We start from the raw sequence: 16,961 nt of genomic DNA, 5'->3' as shown, positions 1-16,961 counted from the left end.
CGCCAAAAACACTGCCAGATGTCTTGAGACTATCTTGAGTATTTCTTATGGTCAAATCAGGAAAATCAATGACTTCGAAAAATGTGACCGTTTACACGAATGCGTTTTTGAAGTCCCTTCAGATCAATGATTTAGAGATTCTGTCAGATAGACCGGCAGGCGTTATGGGCGCTCGCCATAGGCCCGGCCGAGCTTGAACACTCGCGTGAAATGAAGCGCCGGGCGCCGTTGTGGCGGCTCAAGAGACTAAGAATTTTTCTTGTCATCTTGTAGGAAAAGCGCCTACACGACTGCCGTGTATGTAGGCTTGCCGGGGCGGATGGTCACGCGCGCATGCGTCGCCGCTCGCCGTGTTGTCCGTTGGTCTGCAGGTAACTCACCAGCTCGTCCAGCGGGAGCGGGCGGCTGAAGCAGTAGCCTTGCAGCTCGTCGCACCCGAGTGCCGTGAGGGCCTGGGCGGTGGCGAGGTTTTCGACGCCTTCGGCCACGACGGCCAGGCCGAGGGTGTGACCGAGGCCGATGACGGCGTGCACGATGGCGGCGTCGGCGCTGTCTTCCATCATGCCCAGCACGAAGGACTGGTCGACCTTGAGCTTGTCGAGCTCGAAGCGCTTGAGATACGCGAGGCTGGAGTAGCCCGTGCCGAAGTCGTCGATGGCGATCTGTACGCCAAGCTCCTTGAGCGCCGAGACCCGGGCCTGGGCGGTGTCCGGGTTGTCCATCAGGTGCGACTCGGTCAGTTCCAGTTCGAGTTGTTCGGCCGGCATGCCGGTCTCGTGCAGCACTTGCGCAAGTTGCTCGACCAACTCGGGGTGCGCGAGCTGCGCGACCGAGAGGTTCACCGACAGGGTGAGGCCCTTGCAGATGCCTCGTGCTTCGAGGTCCATCCAGGTCGTGCAGGCTTCGCGCAGCACCCAGGCGCCAATGCGGTTGATGAGGCCGGTCTCTTCGGCGAGCTGGATGAAGTTGTCAGGCGGGACTTCGCCAAGCAGCGGGTTCTGCCAGCGCAGGAGCGCTTCGACACCTTGCACCTTGCGGCTGCGCGCCTGCAGGCGTGGCTGGAAGTGCAGGCTGAACTCGCCGGCCGCCAGCGCTTGGCGTAGCTGCACCTCCATGGTCTGGCGGGCCAGCACGCGATGATCGGTCTCTGGCGAGAAGAAGCGCGCCATGTCGCGTCCGGCGGATTTGGCTTCGTACATGGCCGCGTCGGCACGGCGCATGAGGGCGTCGAGGTCCTGCGCGTCGTCGGGGTAGAGCGCCACGCCGACACTGCACGAGACGGTGAGCGCGTGACCTTCCACCGTGGTGGTCTGGCGGATCGACGGGATCAGGCGCTGGTTGATCATGGCATTGAGCTCATCCAGATCGGTAACGTGGCGCAGGATGAGCACGAACTCGTCGCCCCCGAGTCGGCTGACGGTGTCTTCCGTACGCACGGCGTGGCTGAGGCGCCGCGCCACGGCGCGTAGCAGGCCGTCGCCGACGTGGTGGCCGAGCGTGTCGTTGATGAGCTTGAAGCGGTCGAGGTCGATGAACAGCAGCGCGACTTTCTCACCGCTGACAGCGGCCTGTTCCAGCGCTTCGCTGAGGCGTTGCTGGCACAGCGCGCGGTTGGGCAGCTCGGTCAGCACGTCATGCTGGGCGAGGAAGCGGATGCGGTCTTCCTTGGCCTTGCGATCGGTGATGTCGATGGAGATGGCGATGTAGTTCACCACCTCTCCGGTGGCGACGCCCTTGTGAACGGCCGACACCATCAGCCATGCCGGATAGGTGCCGCCGCTCTGTCGGCGGATGTGCACTTCGCCTTGCCACGACTCCTTGGTCTGCAGATCGCGCCAGTCCATCTCTTGCGGCGATTGCAGCACGACCGACAGGTCCTGGCCGATGACTTCGTAGAAGCCGTGGCCGGTGCTGCGGCAGAAGGCGTTGTTGACGCTGATGATCTTGCGCGTCTCGTCCATGATGATGATGCTCTCGCTGGACGCCTCGAACACCTTGGCCCATAGCTCGAGGCGCTGTTCCATCACCTTCAGCTTGTTCACTGGCGTGAAGGCCGTCAGCACCGCATCGCGTCCCTGGAACACGAGTCGCCGTGCCGACAGCACGGCCCAGGTCGGTGCATTGCCGCCATGCCAGCGCACTTCGAATTCGTCGACTGCGTTGATGTCGGCCAGGCGCTGGAAGAAGCGGCTGCGCACGCCGGCCTCCAGGCCCTTTCGCCATGGGTCGCCGCGCCCTTCGCCGAGCCATGGCAGTGCCGGCTGGTTGGCGTGCAGCACCTCGTGGTCGGGCACGGAGGTCACCACCATGGGAATCGGGAAGGCTTCGACAAGCTCGCGTTGCGCCTCGGCGGCGCGGGCGCTGGCGGCAAGCTCTTGCTGCAGCCGCCGGTCCTTGTCGAGCTGCGCCAGCATATCGTTGAAGGCGTGCACCAGCTGGCCGATCTCGTCGCGCGCATGCCAGTTGGCGCGCTGGCTGTAGTCGGCCGTGCGCCGCACCTTGTCGGCGACCCGCGCCAGGCTCTGCAAGGGGCGCGCGATCTGGCTGGCGACCAGATAGACCATGCTGAGGATGCCGCCGAGCAGCAGCAGGGCTGTGCCGAGGTGCAACCACATGCGACGGAACAGGCTCTCCACGCGTGCCTGCAGCAGGATCTGCATCTGCGCGATGCCGGTTTTCCAGGTCGTACTCAATGAGCCCAGCGCACGCTGGTAGGCCTGCTCCAGCGCTTTCTCGCTTGCCGCGCTGGAAGTCTCGTAAGCCGTGAACTTTACTGCCGCAAGGTAGGCGTTGGCGTCCTGCAACAGGCGCTGCCTGTCCGTGCTGAGCGCCGCCTTGAGTGCGGGCGATGCGGCCAGCCAGGTTTGCGTGTAGTCAGACTCGATACCCTGCAGCACGGCATCCAGCCGACCTGCCATGGCCAGCAGTTGCCCGGTGCGGTTGGGGTCGAGCCGCGCCTCGGACTGCTGCCGCATGAAGTTCTGATTGTCATACAGGACCTGCAGCAACTCCGGGAAGCGCAGCAGCGTCAGCGACATCACGTAGTAGCTGTCCAGATCCGGATCGAGAATCAGGTTGGACTGGTTGCCCACCGAGGTGAGCAATTCGCGGCCTTGCATCAGCAGCGCAGTGTTGTTTGCGGTGTCGCCGTGCTGGAGCAGCAGTGAGCGCATGCGCTGTGACTGCTCACCAGTCTTGAGCGTTTCGTCGAAGCGCGAACTTGCATCGTCAAATGCCGTCAGCGCGCTGGGGGTCGTCCCGAGAAAGGCGTCCATCAGGTTCTGGCGAACGGCTTCCGCGTACACGGTGCCCGATATCTCCTTGCGTGCGAAATCGATGGCCAGATACTTCTCGTGGATCAGGATGCCCGAGATGTAGATGACTGCTGTCAGGTCGAGCAAATAGATCAGCGTGAGCTTGCGGCCTACGCTGAGGCGACCTAGCCAGAGGGAGATTCTCGAGAACATGCCGTGACATCCATAGGGTTAACCCATGTTACGGGCCCGATAGCACAAACCTGAACACGGCCAGGCGAATAGTGGGTATGCGTTCCTGCATAAGCTGCGGCCTTGCAGACTTGCCGGGCGGGGAGGCTGAGCGGGGCGGATGCCGGCAGCGCAGGCCACTCGGTGGCGTTCTGATCTGGATGGCATATCTAAAGTTCACCCCGCGTGGTCCGTCAATCAGATACCCCCGCCGTAATGAAGGTGACCACCCATGTTCAATACCCAGCTGAAACAAGAGATCGCCGCGCTGCGCGAAGAGCTGTCGTCCGTCGAGCAGGTCAGGAGCAGTCTTGAGGCGGAAATGATTGCCCTCTGGGTGGATCCCCAAGGGCGTATCACCGGGGCGAACGCCAACTTCGAGAAGGAAATGCGCTACAGCAGCTCGCAGGTGGTTGGGCGCTCCTTGCTGGAGCTCATGCCTGCCCACGTGCACGGCCTGGATTTCTATCTGCGGGTAAAGAGTGCGCTGGACCGTGGCGAGCACTTCGCCGGGGTCATCCGCCTGCTGCGTGGCAGCGGCGAAGAAGCCTGGTTGCGTTCCATTCTCCAGCCCGTCCGCGACAGTAGGGGCCAGCTACTGCGCTTCTCCCTGTACGCCAGTGACCTGACACGCACCATCGAGAATTCCCGCGAACACGAGAACCTCATCGAAGCGCTGCAGCGCTCCATGGCGGTAATCGAGTTCAATCTGCAGGGCGAAGTGCTCACCGCCAACGATCGCTTCCTCAATGCCATGGGCTATCGGCTCGATCAGATCAGGGGCAAGCATCACCGTCTGTTCTGCGAGCCGGAGGAATACAACTCGCAGCAGTACCAGTCGTTCTGGGACAAGCTACGGCGTGGCGAATTCGTGAGCGACCGTTTCAAGCGTGTCGATAGTCAAGGCAGTGTGGTGTGGCTGGAGGCTTCCTACAACCCCATCATCGATGCGCACGACAGACTCTACAAGGTGGTGAAATTCGCCACCGTCATCACCGATCAGGTGCTACGCGAGAATGCCGTGGCCAAGGCCGCCGGCATCGCTTATGACACTTCACGCGCGACCGACGCCAGCGCCAAGCAGGGCGCTGCCGTGTTGCAGCAGACCGTGGGGGTCATGCACGAACTGGCGACCCACATGCAGGACGCCGTCAAGGGCATCCAGGCGCTGGATCAGCAATCCCAGGCCATCGGTGCCATCGTCAGCAGTATCCGCGGCATTGCCGACCAGACCAATCTGCTGGCACTCAATGCCGCCATTGAAGCAGCCCGGGCGGGTGAGCAAGGGCGGGGTTTTGCGGTGGTGGCCGATGAAGTGCGGCAGCTCGCTGCGCACACCAGCGCTGCGACCGAAGAAATCGCACAGGTGGTGGCGAAGAACCAGCAGCTCGCAGGGGGTGCGGTCGCCATCATCGACCGCGGCAGGAAGCAGACCGAACTCAGCCTCGACCTGTCACGTCAGGCGAGCAGCAAGATCGTAGAAATCCAGGACGGCGCCCAGCGCGTGGTCGATGCCATTGGCCAGTTCACGACGCAGCTCTCGTCCTGAGCCCGCTCCACGAAGCTGGCATCCGCACAGGGATGCCAGCGAGCTACTGAAAGCTGAACGCCTCAGCGACCGCGTGTCTTCTCTGCGAAGTCGCTGACACCTTCCTGCGTCCGCGTTACGGGCTGGATCGTTCCGTCCGCATTGAAATGGATGTATTCGGCCGCGACGTGGCGCTGCGGTTTTGCGCAGCTGGATGCGTCCTTCAGCCAGCGGTGGTAGAACAGGATCCACTCGCCTTTGTACTGGACGATGGAGTGGTGGTTGTTGCTCTCGAACTCTTCATTCATGAACACTCCGCGGTATTTCCACGGGCCCTTGGGTGAGTTGCTTGTGTAGTACGACAGCGTCCGGTTGTTCTCCGGCATCGAGAAGTAATACAGCCCATTGCGCTTGAAGACCCACGGCCCTTCCATCTTCGGCTCGTAAGCACCCATATCCATCTTCTGCAGACCACCCTTGACGCTCAGCAGATCGTCGGCGAGCTCTGCGACATGGAAATCCTTGCCCGCGCCGTGGAAGTACAGATAGGGCTTGCCATCGTCATCGATGAAAAGCGCCGGGTCGTTGGCGTATGGCGTCGTCCACAAAGGCTTGCCAATGGCATCCTTGAATGGTCCTGTCGGCGAATCACTTACCGCCACCCCGATGCCCATCCACTTCGTGCTGTTCTTCGGATTCACCCGGTCCTTGGTGCCGTTGCCGGCTGGAAAGATCAGGTAGTACTTGCCGTTCCTGTAGGCCGCGTCGGGTGCCCAGGCGTAGTTGTCGGCCCACGACAACTTGTCCACCGACAGGCTCGGCCCATGATCGACCCAGTGCACCAGATCGCTGGACGAAAACGTATGCCAGTCCTTCATCAGGAAATCGTCCTGGCATTCCTGATCGTGCGAGGTGTAGAGATAAATGCGCCCGTCCTGCCACACGTGCGCTGACGGGTCTGCAGTCTTGATGTTGCTGCCGAAGTCGAGCGGGTTGGCGGCTGGGCAGAGAGCAGAGAACTGCAGCAAGACGGCGGTCAGCAATACATGCCGTATGAAGGCGAGCGGATTTCTCATCGTTATTGACTCATTTGATTCTGATGGCTGCGGATTGTGTCATTCCGCACCTGTTCTGGCTTTTGCCGGTGTGGTCGGTTGTTTTTTGATACTGTAAATTCATACACATCAATAGGTTGTGGCATGCTGTTGCTAGGTTTAGAAAGAGGGCGTAATGTCCGCTACCAGTCCCAGCAAGAAAGCGAGAAAACAATGCCGCCGGTCCTCCAGTTCAGCAATGCCGTTGATGTCGCCACCTTGCAGCTATGGCTCAAGATCGCGGGCCAGCACTTCACCCAGAAACAGATTGCGGAAGCCCTTGGGGTGGATGCGCGCACGGTCCGTCGCTGGAAGGCCGGAGAGATCGAACCCAACCCTTACCAGGTCGGCCCTGCACTCAGGCAACTCATCCTCCCCTTCGGCGCTCCCAAGGTGGATGACGCCGAATTCACCTTCATCGACCTGTTCGCGGGTATAGGCGGCATCCGCGCAGCATTCGAAGGCATCGGGGGGCGCTGCGTCTTCACAAGTGAATGGGACAGCTACGCTCAGAAAACTTACGCTGAGAATTTTCCGGATGGACATCTGATCGCCGGAGATATCACGAAGGTTGAAGCCAGCGATGTACCGGACCACGATGTGCTCCTCGCAGGCTTTCCCTGCCAGCCGTTCTCGATTGCTGGTGTCAGCAAGAAGAACGCACTGGGTCGCGCCCACGGTTTTCAGGATGAAACCCAAGGCTCGCTGTTTTTCGACGTGTGCCGCATCATCCAGAAGAAACAACCGCGCGCCTTCTTGCTGGAGAACGTCAAGAACCTGATGTCGCACGATAAGGGCCGCACCTTCGATGTCATCCGTCGTGCGTTGATAGGACTCGGCTATCACATTCACACTCGCGTCATCGACGGTGCGCACTTCACGCCGCAGCATCGCGAACGCATCATCATCGTAGGCTTCCGCGATGAGGCCGCCGCCCACGCTTTCGACTTCGATTCAGTCCCGTTGCCACAGAAGGGCAAGGCCGTCATGCGCAATATCCTGCATCGGACGGATGGTTCGGAGCCCTTCATCGAGGCCGACGGCAACAAGTACTTCGATCATGAAACTGCCGCAGTGCTGGCGAAGTACACGCTCACCGACAAGCTGTGGGCATACCTCCAGAACTACGCAGCCAAACACAAGGCTGCCGGCAACGGCTTCGGGTTCGGACTCGTCTATCCCGAAAGCGTCGCCCGCACGCTCTCTGCCCGCTACTATAAGGATGGTTCCGAGATTCTCGTCTGGCAGGGCGAGGGCAAGAATCCTCGTCGCCTGACGCCGCGTGAGTGCGCACGCCTGATGGGATTCCCGGACAGCTATCGCATCCCGGTTTCCGATACGCGTGCGTACAAGCAGTTCGGCAATTCGGTGGTGGTCGATGTCATGCGGCATGCTGCAGGCATGATGAAGACGGCGCTCGATGCTGACTACGAGGCTCCGGAGCTTGGCCTTGTTTACAAAACTGCGTGAGGGCGATATGCAAACCTGCTCCCGGATTCCGAAGCTGACCGGCGTTACGTTCGATGCGGCTCTGCATTGGTTTGCACAATTGCAGTGTAAAGGTCTGCTATTCCATCCGGAGGACGATCCGGAGAGCATCCAGAGCATCTCCGATGGCAGCAAGATGTTTTCGGATGCCGAGATCAAGGAATTGCGACTCATACTTGATCAACTGGAATCGCGGATCGGGCACGAGAGCGTGATCGAGGCGGCCTATCCAGCATTCGTGCGTGTATTGGGTCTGAAAATGGATGCCTGATGGTGGACGTTGTCGACAAGGCAACACGCAGCCGAATGATGTCCGGCATCCGCGGCAAGAACACGCATCCGGAAATCTTCGTCCGCAAGGGGCTGCATGCCACGGGCTTTCGGTTCCGTCTCCACGCAAAGAACATCCCTGGAAGACCTGACATCGTCCTTCCGAAGTACCGTGCCCTGATCTCCGTCAGGGGTTGCTTCTGGCATGGACATGACTGCCGTTACTTCAAGGTACCTTCCACGCGAACGGAGTTCTGGCTGGCAAAGATTGAATCCAACCGGTCGCGCGACATGCGAGACGTGGCGCGTCAGCAGGAGGATGGTTGGCGCACGCTTGTGATCTGGGAGTGTGCGGTCAGAGCCGGCCGAAGGGTCGATCCGTTGCTGGATGTCATTGGCCTAACGATCGACTGGTTGAGGAGTGTCTCGGCCCACGCCGAGATGAGCGAGAACGGGATGGTGGGGGACTGATGTTTTCGGACAGCATCGCGGATTACTTCGAGGGTGTAGCGGCCAAGCACTTGAGCGCTGTTGATGCCTCCAAGAAGAAAGGTGTTCACAAGCAACACGAAATTGGCGGACTACCGGAAGTCGGCTTCCGCCAATACCTTGGTTCACCAAGCAAAGATGAGAAGCTGGCCTACCCGGCGAGACTTGTATATCTGAGCGACACGGAAGACGCCCCGACTGTCTGTGAAGACACGCTCACGTGGTACGACGTACGCTGGAAACATCCGACGCGCTCCGCCGAGTATCGCCTTTACTACAGAAGCAATGCGGTCACTGCTATGTTCTCCGAAGGCGACTTCTTCCTGATAGGCAAGCGCACTGACGGCTCGCTGCTACTTGTGTTCTGCCCACCTGAGTCCACTGCCGAGGCGCAACTGCGGGCTGTGTTCGGACTGGATACAGTAGGGGATTCGTTCAGCAAAGGCGTAGTCTCTGCCTCTTCCCTGCTTTTGCCAGTCAGACTGCTGCTCGAGGACCTTGGCCTCATAACCGCCGAGCAGGACGAGCAAGGCAAGTGGCTGGATCTTTTGCTTGGCCGCTTTGGCGGCGAGACTTTCCCCGCAACAGCGGCGTTCTCCATGCTCGCCCGCGAGACTCTCAAGGGAGACTTCGATCCCGTCGCTGATCCTGATGCTGCACTCATGGCCTGGATGGACCACGAGGAGTTCCTGTTCCGCATCTACGAGCGACATATCGTGCAGCAGAGGCTTCGCCAAGGGTTCGGCGCGGACGGCGACGATGTCGACGAGTTCATCAGCTACTCACTGAGCGTACAGAACAGAAGGAAATCCCGTGTCGGTCACGCCTTTGAAGGTCATCTCGAAGAGCTATTTGCCACAAACAACCTACTGTTCGAGCGTGCTCGGGGCAAAGGCAAAGTCACTGAGAACAACGCTAAGCCTGATTTCCTTTTTCCGGGCTTTGCCGCCTATCACGACTCCACCTTCCCGGCGCAGCGCCTAACGATGTTGGGGGCCAAAACAACCTGCAAAGATAGGTGGCGACAGGTGCTCGCCGAGGCTGATCGTGTTGAGAAGAAACACCTCGTTACGCTTGAACCTGCGATCAGCTCTGCCCAAACCGATGAGATGGCTTCGGCGTTTTTGCAGTTGGTTGTGCCCGCATCGATTCAGACAACATACAGCGAAAAGCAACGCGGTGCGCTTCAACGCATTGGTGAGTTCATCGCACATGTCAAAGCACAATAAGCCGGACCATTTTCGTGGCGTCACGAAAATGGTCCGTGTCGGGCAAAGACTGGCACAAAGCAGAGGATTTCATTCGTATCCGCTAGCACCGCAGGACCACTAAGCAAAGCAAGAACATGTCCGTCGATCACCCCCACCACTATTTCGTCGATGAAGCCGGCGATGGCACCTTGTTCAACGCAAAGGGCAAGGTCTTGCTGGGCGAGCAGGGCTGCTCGCGCTACTTCATGCTCGGCCTGCTGTGGGTACCCGAACCGGAACGCCTCGCAGCGGATCTGGAAACTTTGCGCGGACGTCTGCTGGCCGATCCGTACTTCTCTGGCATTCCATCAATGCAGCCCGAAGCGCGCAAGACGGCGCTTGCATTCCATGCGAAGGACGATGTGGCAGAAGTACGCCGCGAGGTGTTTGCCCTTCTTCGCCAGCACGATCTTTCATTCTTTGCTGTGGTGAAAGACAAGCGCAAGGTGCTGGAGTACGTGCGTCAGCGTAACGAGCGCGACCCGGCCTATCGCTACCAGCAGAACGAGGTCTATGACGGGTTGGTGCGGCGCCTGTTCAAGGAACGTCTGCATCAGCATGACGCCTACCGTGTGGTGTTCGCCACGCGAGGCGCTTCGGACCGCACGCGTGCTTTCGCTGAGGCTCTCAACGTGGCGCGGGAGCGTTTCGCCGAGAAGTGGGCGGTGGAAGCAAGAGCGGATATCGAAGTGATCGCAAGCAATCCACGCCTCCGTCCAGAGCTTCAGGCCGCAGATTATTTCCTGTGGGCACTACAGCGCCTGTATGAACGACGGGAAGAGCGCTACTGGGCTTACGTATTGCCTCAGGTAAGTCTGGTGATGGATGTGGACGACACACGCGAAGCAGCTTACGGACGCTACTACACAAAGAAAAAGCCGCTATCGCTAGCGGCTCTTCCGGAGGATTCGGGGTCGGGGATATAGGATCGTCTGGCCGAAGCCTGAGTCACACACGGCATGGAGCCGAATTTCTTCCCCTGACCGCTCGGAATATAGCAACGTATTGATTTGCTGGCAAATTCAATCTTCTGATTCCTGCGTTCTGCCGTGATGGCGTCACACCTTGTGATAGACCTTTGCCCCGGTCTTCACGAACTCCACCGACTTCACTTCCATCCCCTTCTTCAGCGCGTCCTCTTCCGACACACCTTGCGCGGCGGCGAAGTCGCGCACGTCCTGAGTGATCTTCATCGAGCAGAAGTGGGGGCCGCACATGGAGCAGAAATGCGCGACCTTGGCGCCTTCTTGCGGCAGGGTCTCGTCGTGGTAGCTGCGCGCGGTGTCGGGGTCGAGGCCGAGGTTGAACTGGTCTTCCCACCTGAACTCGAAGCGCGCTTTGCTCATGGCGTTGTCGCGGATCTGTGACGCGGGGTGACCCTTGGCGAGATCGCTGGCGTGGGCGGCGATCTTGTAGGCGATGATGCCGGCCTTCACGTCGTCCTTGTTCGGCAAGCCGAGGTGTTCTTTCGGCGTGACATAGCAGAGCATGGCGCAGCCGTACCAGCCGATCTGTGCGGCGCCGATGGCGGACGTAATGTGGTCGTAGCCGGGCGCGATGTCGGTGGTGAGCGGGCCGAGCGTGTAGAACGGCGCTTCGTGGCACCACTCCAGTTGCAGGTCCATGTTTTCTTTGATCAGTTGTTGCGGCACGTGGCCGGGACCCTCGATCATGACCTGCACGTCGTGCTTCCATGCGATCTGGGTAAGCTCGCCGAGCGTCTTGAGTTCGCCGAGCTGGGCTTCGTCGTTTGCGTCCCAGATCGAGCCGGGGCGCAGGCCGTCGCCGAGCGAGAAGCTGACGTCGTAAGCCTTCATGATTTCGCAGATCTCTTCGAAGTGCGTGTAGGTGAAGTTTTCCTTGTGATGTGCGAGGCACCACTTGGCCATGATGGAGCCGCCGCGCGAGACGATGCCGGTCATGCGGTTGGCGGTCATCGGCACGTAGCGCAGCAGCACGCCGGCGTGGATGGTGAAGTAGTCGACGCCTTGCTCGGCTTGTTCGATCAGCGTGTCGCGGAAAATTTCCCAAGTCAGGTCTTCGGCCTTGCCGTTCACTTTTTCGAGTGCCTGATAAATCGGCACGGTGCCGATCGGCACGGGCGAATTACGCAGGATCCACTCGCGCGTTTCGTGGATGTTCTTGCCGGTCGACAGGTCCATGACCGTGTCACCGCCCCAACGGATCGACCATGTCAGCTTGTCCACTTCTTCCTGGATGGAAGACGACACGGCGCTGTTGCCGATGTTGGCGTTGATCTTGGTGAGGAAGTTGCGGCCGATGATCATCGGCTCGCTTTCCGGGTGATTGATGTTCGCCGGGATGATGGCGCGGCCGCGGGCGACTTCGTCGCGCACGAATTCTGGCGTGATGATTTCCGGGATTGCAGCGCCGAAGCTCTGGCCCTTGTGGATGCGGCCCATGAAGGCGGCCATTTTCTCGCCGTTCGGGCCTGTTGCTTTGAGTGACTCGATGTAGGCGGCGCGATTCAGGTTCTCGCGGATGGCGATGTATTCCATCTCCGGCGTGATGATGCCTTTGCGCGCGTAGTGCATCTGTGAGACGTTCTGGCCGGCCTTTGCCTTGCGCGGCTTGCGCTGCAGGTTGAAACGCAGCTCGTCGAGCTTCTTGTCAGCTTCGCGTGCGCGACCGTATTCGCTCGTCATGCCGTCGAGCTGTTCATTGTCGTTGCGCTCTTCGATCCACTTGGCACGTAGTGCGGTGAGGCCATCGCGCACGTCGATCTTCACAGCAGGATCGGTGTAGGGGCCCGAACAGTCATAAACGTAGATCGGCGGATTCTTCTCGCCGCCCATGCCGGTCGGCGTGTCGCTCTGCGTGATCTCGCGCATCGGCACGCGGATGTCGGCACGCGAGCCTTCGAGATAAACCTTGCGCGAATTCGGCAGGGGGGCGATAGCGGCTTCGTCGACGTGGGCGGACGAGGCGATGAATTTTTCGTTGGCGTTCATGGCTGCACTCTCAGTGTGGGATGGATGCACGCACGTGAGGAGGTGAGAGGCAGCTGGCCCGAAGAAAAGGATTCGGTGGGTGAATCCATGGGCAGGTGTCTCGCTTCCCTACGCCAGCATCACCCGGATCAGGTTCGGAGGGTGTCTCTCACTGTCCGATCAGCGCAATTTCTGGCGCAACTATCTGATCTGACAGACCCCTAGCGATGCCGACACCTTACTGAAAAGGACGTGTACAGGCAACCGGCGCGAGGGTAAGAACCCTTGCGGCGCGTGATTTCTTGCTGCGCTGCGGGGGCGTTTCGTGGCCTCGCTATGGATTTGCGACGTTTTGTTTCCGTGAATTCCGTCAGCAGGTCGTGTGCGTTGGCGCGGGTATGATGCCCTTCGCCTTTCACACCCGGATTACTCCTGTTTCTCCGTCATGCGCCCGCTACTTCTCCCGCTCGGTCTGAGCATTGTCCTGCTCGGCAGTATGGTGGCCGCCATGGCGCAGGTCGTGACGCAGGACGGCGAGCCTGTCCGGCTTGGCACCGGGGAGGCGCAGTCGACGCCCGTGGTCGAGCCTGCGCCGGCTGCAGCGCCGGCCCCGCGGCCTCAGTCTGAGCCCGTCGCCCCGCCAGTGCCTGCTGCGCAATCGGCTCCGGCAGCGCAATCCACCCCTGCCGAGCAGTCGGCACCCCAGGCTGCGACGGCCGAGCAATCGGCCCCGGCCGAGGCGCCTCCGCCCGCTGCCGTGGCGGCTGAACAGACGCCTGTCGGGCTGCCGGCTGAAGCAGTGCCCGATCTGCCTCGTGAAGCCCCGGTAGCGCCAGCGCCGAGACCTGCCGTAGCGCCGCCCGCCGTGCCGCGTGTGCCGCCGGTGGTCGCGCCCGCGGTTCTGCCCGCGAGCAAGTCCGCTGCCGGTGAAGTGCGCCCCATAGTGCCTCCGCCTCCGCCCAAGCCTTTGCCTAAAGCACCTGCCAGCAACCTTGCGCATAGCGCAGCGCCCGTGGTGATACCTGAGGGCCCTGCATGGACGAAGGGCTGCAAGGCTATCCAGATGCAGGGCTCGGCCCTGATGTGCGATGCAGATGCTCTGCTAACCGGGCCGTCGGACAAGGTGCAGGTCTACGTGCGCAGCGCAAACGACGTTGCGCGCGAGGGGCGCTTTATCGTGCGTGAGAGCTTGCCGATGCGATACCGCTTCTTCCTGTTGCAGTAGCAGTCGTTACGAACAAGAAAATGGCGCCGAGGCGCCATTTTTCGTTCACCTCGCTGGCAAACGTAAGCTCAATGCACCATCCCCAGCATGCGGGGCAGCCATAGCGACATTTCCGGCGCGTAGGTGACGACGCCGAGGAATACCAGCATGGTCAGCAGCCATGGCCACACGGCGATGGTCAGCTCGGTGATACCCATCTTGGCGATGCCGGAAGCTACGTACATGTTCAGGCCGACCGGCGGGTGACACATGCCGACTTCCATGTTCACCGTCATCAGGATGCCGAAGTGCACCGGGTCGATGCCCATGCGCATGGCAATCGGGAATAGCAATGGCGCCATGATCAGCACGATGGAAGAGGGCTCCATGAAATTGCCCGCGACGAGCAGCAGGACGTTCACCGCCAGCAGGAAGGCGATGGGGCCGAGACCCTGTGCCAGCATCCACTCGGCCAGCGTCTGCGGAATCTGCTGGTCGGTGAGGATGAAGGAGAACATCACGGCATTGGTGATGATGTACAGCAACATCGCGCTGAGGTTGGCCGAGGACAGCAGCACGCGCGGCACATCGGACAGTTTCAGATCCTTGTAGACGAAGACGGCGATGAAGAACGCGTATATGGCGCTGACGGCTGCCGCCTCTGTCGGCGTGAAGATGCCGCCGTAGATGCCGCCGATGACCACCACTATCAGCATGAGGCCCCAGATGCTCTCGCGGAACGCGCGGCCACGCGCTGCCCAGGAGGCTTTGGCGAGCCGTGGGTAGCCATGCTTGCGCGCCAGGTACCAGGTCGTCATGCCGAGCATGGTGGCGAGAATGATGCCGGGCACGACGCCCGCCATGAATAGCGCGCCCACCGAGGTATTCGTCGCGATCGAATACATCACCATGACGATCGAGGGCGGTATCAGGATGCCCAGCGCCCCCGAGGTGGTGATGATGCCGGCGCCGAAACGCTTCGGAAATCCCGCCTGCACCATCGCCGGCAGCAGGATGGATCCGATGGCGACCACGGTTGCAGGGCTTGATCCCGACACCGCGGCGAACAATGCGCAGGCCAGCACGCCGGCGAGGCCGAGGCCGCCATGCATATGCCCGACCATGGATGTCGCGAAGCGAATCATGCGGGCCGCGACGCCACCGTGCGTGAGGAAGTTGCCGGCGAGGATGAAGAACGGGATCGCCATGACGCCGAAATTCTCGATGCCGGTGAACAGCTTGTGAGCGACCTCGACGGCTGGCGTGCTGGTCATGGTGAACATGAAGGTCAGCACGGTCAGGCCGAGCGAAATGGAGATCGGCATGCCGGTGAGCATCAGCACCAGCAGCAAGGTGAAGATGATGAGTGCGCTCATTTCTGCGCCCCCACATCTTCATCGAGGCCATCCACATGGCCGTGGTCGTGGCGTGGCAGCTCGCCCGTGTGCAGGAAGTTCACGGCGACCTGGATGAAGCGGAAACACATCAGGCTGGAGCCGAGGGGAATTGCCAGATACACGGCCCACACTGGCCAGCCCGTGTCAGGTTTCGTCGAGCCGCCGAATGCGTCGGTCGGCATGCCCAGCAGCGTATAGACGAAATGCTCCATGCCGCTGTGCCAGCAAAGCTGTGCGCCGAGGATTGCAACAAGGCCGGTGAAGAACGCGCCTGCGGCGAGGCCGAACAGCACGAACTTCGCACGCAGCTGCGGCTGCATGCGGTTGATGAGCACATCGACGCCGACATGGATGCCGGTGCGCACGCCGTACGCCGCGCCGAACTTGGCCATCCACACGAACATGATGATGGTGACTTCCTGCGACCAGCTGACGTCCATGGACAGCAACCAGTCCTGCAGATAGGGGATGGCAAAGCCGGAGAGATAGCGGTGCACCACGGCGAGAAACACAACCGTCGTAGCGAGCCCCATCAGCGTCGCGATGAGCCATTCCTCGAGATGGTCGAGAAATTTCATTTTTTCGGGTGACGAGTGAAGTCGTATGAGCGAGGAGCGAAGTTGGCAAGTGGCGAGGGTTTGCTCCTCGCTCGTGCCTCTTCACTCCTCTCCGCACTTACAGCTTGTCCGGATCGAAGCCCGTCTCTTTGTAGATGGCCTGCAGCAAGTCGTTGCCGATGCGTGCGGCGTGTTGCTTGTGCACCGGTGCCAGTGCTTTCTTCATCTCCAGGCGCTCTGCTGCGTTGGGCACGATGATGGTTGTCTTGGCGGATTTCTTCACCGCCTCGACATCTTCATCATTCTTCTGCAGCGCGATCTTGTTGGCATAGGTCGTGGCTTCGACCATGCATTCGCCGAGCGTCTTGCGGATGTCGCCTGGCAGGCCGTCCCAGAACCTCTTGTTCACGATGACGGCGTAGCCCAGGTAGCCGTGTTGCGAGCGCAACATGAACTTCTGCACCTCGTGCATCTTTTGCGTGTAGAAGTTCGAAGGCGGGTTCTCCGTACCGTCCACCACGCCCGTCGATAGCGCCTGGTACACCTCGGAGAAGGCCATCACTTGCGGATTCACCCCGAGCGCGCGCATCTCGCTGTCGAGCACCTTGGACGACTGGATGCGCATCTTCAGACCCTTGAAGTCGGCCGGCACTCTCAACTGCTTGTTTGCCGAAAAATCCTTGAAGCCATTGTCCCAATAGGCGAGACCGACAATGCCCTTGGGTTCGAGCTTCTTGAATAGTGCGCTGCCGATCGGACCGTAGGTGATCTTGTGCAGCTCTTCGTAGTTGTCGAAGATGAAGGGCAGGTCGAAGGCCTCGAAGTCGGGTACGCCGAGCGGGCCGAACTTGGCGAGCGAGGGGGCGAGCATCTGCACCGAGCCCAGCTGCAGTGCCTCCATCTCCTCGCCGTCCTTGTAGAGCTGGCTGTTCGGATAGACTTCAACCTTCACCTTGCCGCCGGTTTTCTCGGCGACGAGTTTCGCGAAGTAGTCGGCCGCCAGACCTTTCGGTGTGTCCTTGGCGACGACGTGACTGAATTTTATGACGATGGGCTGTTGCGCACTGGCGGGCACGGTGGCGAAAGCCAGCGTGCCGAGCAGGGCCGCAACGAGCAGGCGTCGCGTGGACTGGAATTTCATGGTGTGTCTCCTCCGTATGAGTCGGGGTCTGTCGCCACGCTCGCCCGCGGTACGCGTCACTGCACACGTCAGGGTAAGTACGGGCTTGTATGCAGCCGCCGCTGACG

Annotated in this window: 13 protein-coding genes and 1 riboswitch; of the genes, 7 read left to right on the top strand and 6 right to left on the bottom strand. The window is 60.6% G+C overall.

What is annotated here, in order from left to right; all coding sequences use genetic code 11:
• Positions 1-323: 323 nt before the first annotated feature.
• The gene (locus VVD49_RS03050; RefSeq protein WP_327597653.1) at positions 324-3,467 is read right to left on the bottom strand and encodes a bifunctional diguanylate cyclase/phosphodiesterase; all 3,144 of its coding nucleotides are present in this window, start codon (positions 3,465-3,467) and stop codon (positions 324-326) included.
• A gap of 250 nt (positions 3,468-3,717) precedes the next feature.
• On the opposite strand from VVD49_RS03050, the gene VVD49_RS03045 reads away from it, so the two are divergent.
• On the top strand, positions 3,718-5,034 hold the full coding sequence (locus VVD49_RS03045) for a methyl-accepting chemotaxis protein (RefSeq protein ID WP_327597652.1): 1,317 nt from the start codon (positions 3,718-3,720) through the stop codon (positions 5,032-5,034).
• 62 nt (positions 5,035-5,096) lie between these two features.
• Here the strand turns inward: VVD49_RS03045 and VVD49_RS03040 are convergent, their stop codons facing one another.
• A complete protein-coding gene (locus VVD49_RS03040; RefSeq protein WP_327597651.1) occupies positions 5,097-6,089 on the bottom strand; it encodes a family 43 glycosylhydrolase in 993 nt (330 codons plus the stop codon).
• Positions 6,090-6,125: 36 nt separating this feature from the next.
• On the opposite strand from VVD49_RS03040, the gene dcm reads away from it, so the two are divergent.
• The 5 genes from dcm (at position 6,126) to VVD49_RS03015 (ending at position 10,530) form a co-directional block, all read left to right on the top strand.
• Positions 6,126-7,577 carry a DNA (cytosine-5-)-methyltransferase gene (dcm, locus tag VVD49_RS03035; RefSeq protein WP_327597650.1) on the top strand — a complete coding sequence of 484 codons (1,452 nt, stop codon included), beginning with the start codon at positions 6,126-6,128 and terminating at the stop codon, positions 7,575-7,577.
• Positions 7,578-7,584: 7 nt separating this feature from the next.
• Positions 7,585-7,866: a hypothetical protein gene (locus VVD49_RS03030; RefSeq protein WP_327597649.1), complete on the top strand. Its 282-nt coding sequence runs from the start codon at positions 7,585-7,587 to the stop codon at positions 7,864-7,866.
• The gene (locus VVD49_RS03025) at positions 7,866-8,336 is read left to right on the top strand and encodes a very short patch repair endonuclease (protein ID WP_327597648.1); all 471 of its coding nucleotides are present in this window, start codon (positions 7,866-7,868) and stop codon (positions 8,334-8,336) included. Before VVD49_RS03030 ends, VVD49_RS03025 begins: the two co-directional genes overlap by 1 nt.
• Positions 8,336-9,583: a type II restriction endonuclease gene (locus VVD49_RS03020; protein ID WP_327597647.1), complete on the top strand. Its 1,248-nt coding sequence runs from the start codon at positions 8,336-8,338 to the stop codon at positions 9,581-9,583. Before VVD49_RS03025 ends, VVD49_RS03020 begins: the two co-directional genes overlap by 1 nt.
• 116 nt (positions 9,584-9,699) lie before the next feature.
• Positions 9,700-10,530: a DUF3800 domain-containing protein gene (locus VVD49_RS03015; protein WP_327597646.1), complete on the top strand. Its 831-nt coding sequence runs from the start codon at positions 9,700-9,702 to the stop codon at positions 10,528-10,530.
• Between the two features lie 132 nt (positions 10,531-10,662).
• Here VVD49_RS03015 and thiC read toward each other — a convergent pair whose 3' ends face one another.
• The gene (gene thiC / locus VVD49_RS03010; RefSeq protein WP_327597645.1) at positions 10,663-12,576 is read right to left on the bottom strand and encodes a phosphomethylpyrimidine synthase ThiC; all 1,914 of its coding nucleotides are present in this window, start codon (positions 12,574-12,576) and stop codon (positions 10,663-10,665) included.
• A gap of 88 nt (positions 12,577-12,664) precedes the next feature.
• Positions 12,665-12,788: riboswitch (TPP riboswitch) on the bottom strand.
• Between the two features lie 212 nt (positions 12,789-13,000).
• Here thiC and VVD49_RS03005 point away from each other — a divergent pair.
• A complete protein-coding gene (locus VVD49_RS03005; protein WP_327597644.1) occupies positions 13,001-13,780 on the top strand; it encodes a hypothetical protein in 780 nt (259 codons plus the stop codon).
• Positions 13,781-13,848: 68 nt separating this feature from the next.
• On the opposite strand, the gene VVD49_RS03000 is transcribed toward VVD49_RS03005, so the two are convergent.
• The 3 genes from VVD49_RS03000 to VVD49_RS02990 form a co-directional block, all read right to left on the bottom strand.
• A complete protein-coding gene (locus tag VVD49_RS03000; protein ID WP_327597643.1) occupies positions 13,849-15,135 on the bottom strand; it encodes a TRAP transporter large permease in 1,287 nt (428 codons plus the stop codon).
• Entirely contained in the window at positions 15,132-15,734 is a 603-nt protein-coding gene (locus VVD49_RS02995) for a TRAP transporter small permease (RefSeq protein WP_327597642.1), read from the bottom strand. The genes VVD49_RS03000 and VVD49_RS02995 overlap by 4 nt, the downstream gene beginning before the upstream one ends.
• A gap of 97 nt (positions 15,735-15,831) precedes the next feature.
• Positions 15,832-16,854 carry a TRAP transporter substrate-binding protein gene (locus tag VVD49_RS02990; RefSeq protein WP_327597641.1) on the bottom strand — a complete coding sequence of 341 codons (1,023 nt, stop codon included), beginning with the start codon at positions 16,852-16,854 and terminating at the stop codon, positions 15,832-15,834.
• Positions 16,855-16,961 lie beyond the last annotated feature (107 nt).

It is taken from the genome of Uliginosibacterium silvisoli (genome assembly GCF_036017035.1).
Classification (GTDB): domain Bacteria; phylum Pseudomonadota; class Gammaproteobacteria; order Burkholderiales; family Rhodocyclaceae; genus Viridibacterium; species Viridibacterium silvisoli.
This window is presented reverse-complemented; position numbering and strand designations above follow the sequence as displayed.

Coding starts and splice junctions, on each gene's coding strand:
- VVD49_RS03050 (WP_327597653.1), bottom strand. CDS start 3,467: ATGTTCTCGAGAATCTCCCTCTGGCTAGGTCGCCTCAGCGTAGGCCGC.
- VVD49_RS03045 (WP_327597652.1), top strand. CDS start 3,718: ATGTTCAATACCCAGCTGAAACAAGAGATCGCCGCGCTGCGCGAAGAG.
- VVD49_RS03040 (WP_327597651.1), bottom strand. CDS start 6,089: ATGAGAAATCCGCTCGCCTTCATACGGCATGTATTGCTGACCGCCGTC.
- VVD49_RS03030 (WP_327597649.1), top strand. CDS start 7,585: ATGCAAACCTGCTCCCGGATTCCGAAGCTGACCGGCGTTACGTTCGAT.
- VVD49_RS03025 (WP_327597648.1), top strand. CDS start 7,866: ATGGTGGACGTTGTCGACAAGGCAACACGCAGCCGAATGATGTCCGGC.
- VVD49_RS03020 (WP_327597647.1), top strand. CDS start 8,336: ATGTTTTCGGACAGCATCGCGGATTACTTCGAGGGTGTAGCGGCCAAG.
- VVD49_RS03015 (WP_327597646.1), top strand. CDS start 9,700: ATGTCCGTCGATCACCCCCACCACTATTTCGTCGATGAAGCCGGCGAT.
- thiC (WP_327597645.1), bottom strand. CDS start 12,576: ATGAACGCCAACGAAAAATTCATCGCCTCGTCCGCCCACGTCGACGAA.
- VVD49_RS03005 (WP_327597644.1), top strand. CDS start 13,001: ATGCGCCCGCTACTTCTCCCGCTCGGTCTGAGCATTGTCCTGCTCGGC.
- VVD49_RS03000 (WP_327597643.1), bottom strand. CDS start 15,135: ATGAGCGCACTCATCATCTTCACCTTGCTGCTGGTGCTGATGCTCACC.
- VVD49_RS02995 (WP_327597642.1), bottom strand. CDS start 15,734: ATGAAATTTCTCGACCATCTCGAGGAATGGCTCATCGCGACGCTGATG.
- VVD49_RS02990 (WP_327597641.1), bottom strand. CDS start 16,854: ATGAAATTCCAGTCCACGCGACGCCTGCTCGTTGCGGCCCTGCTCGGC.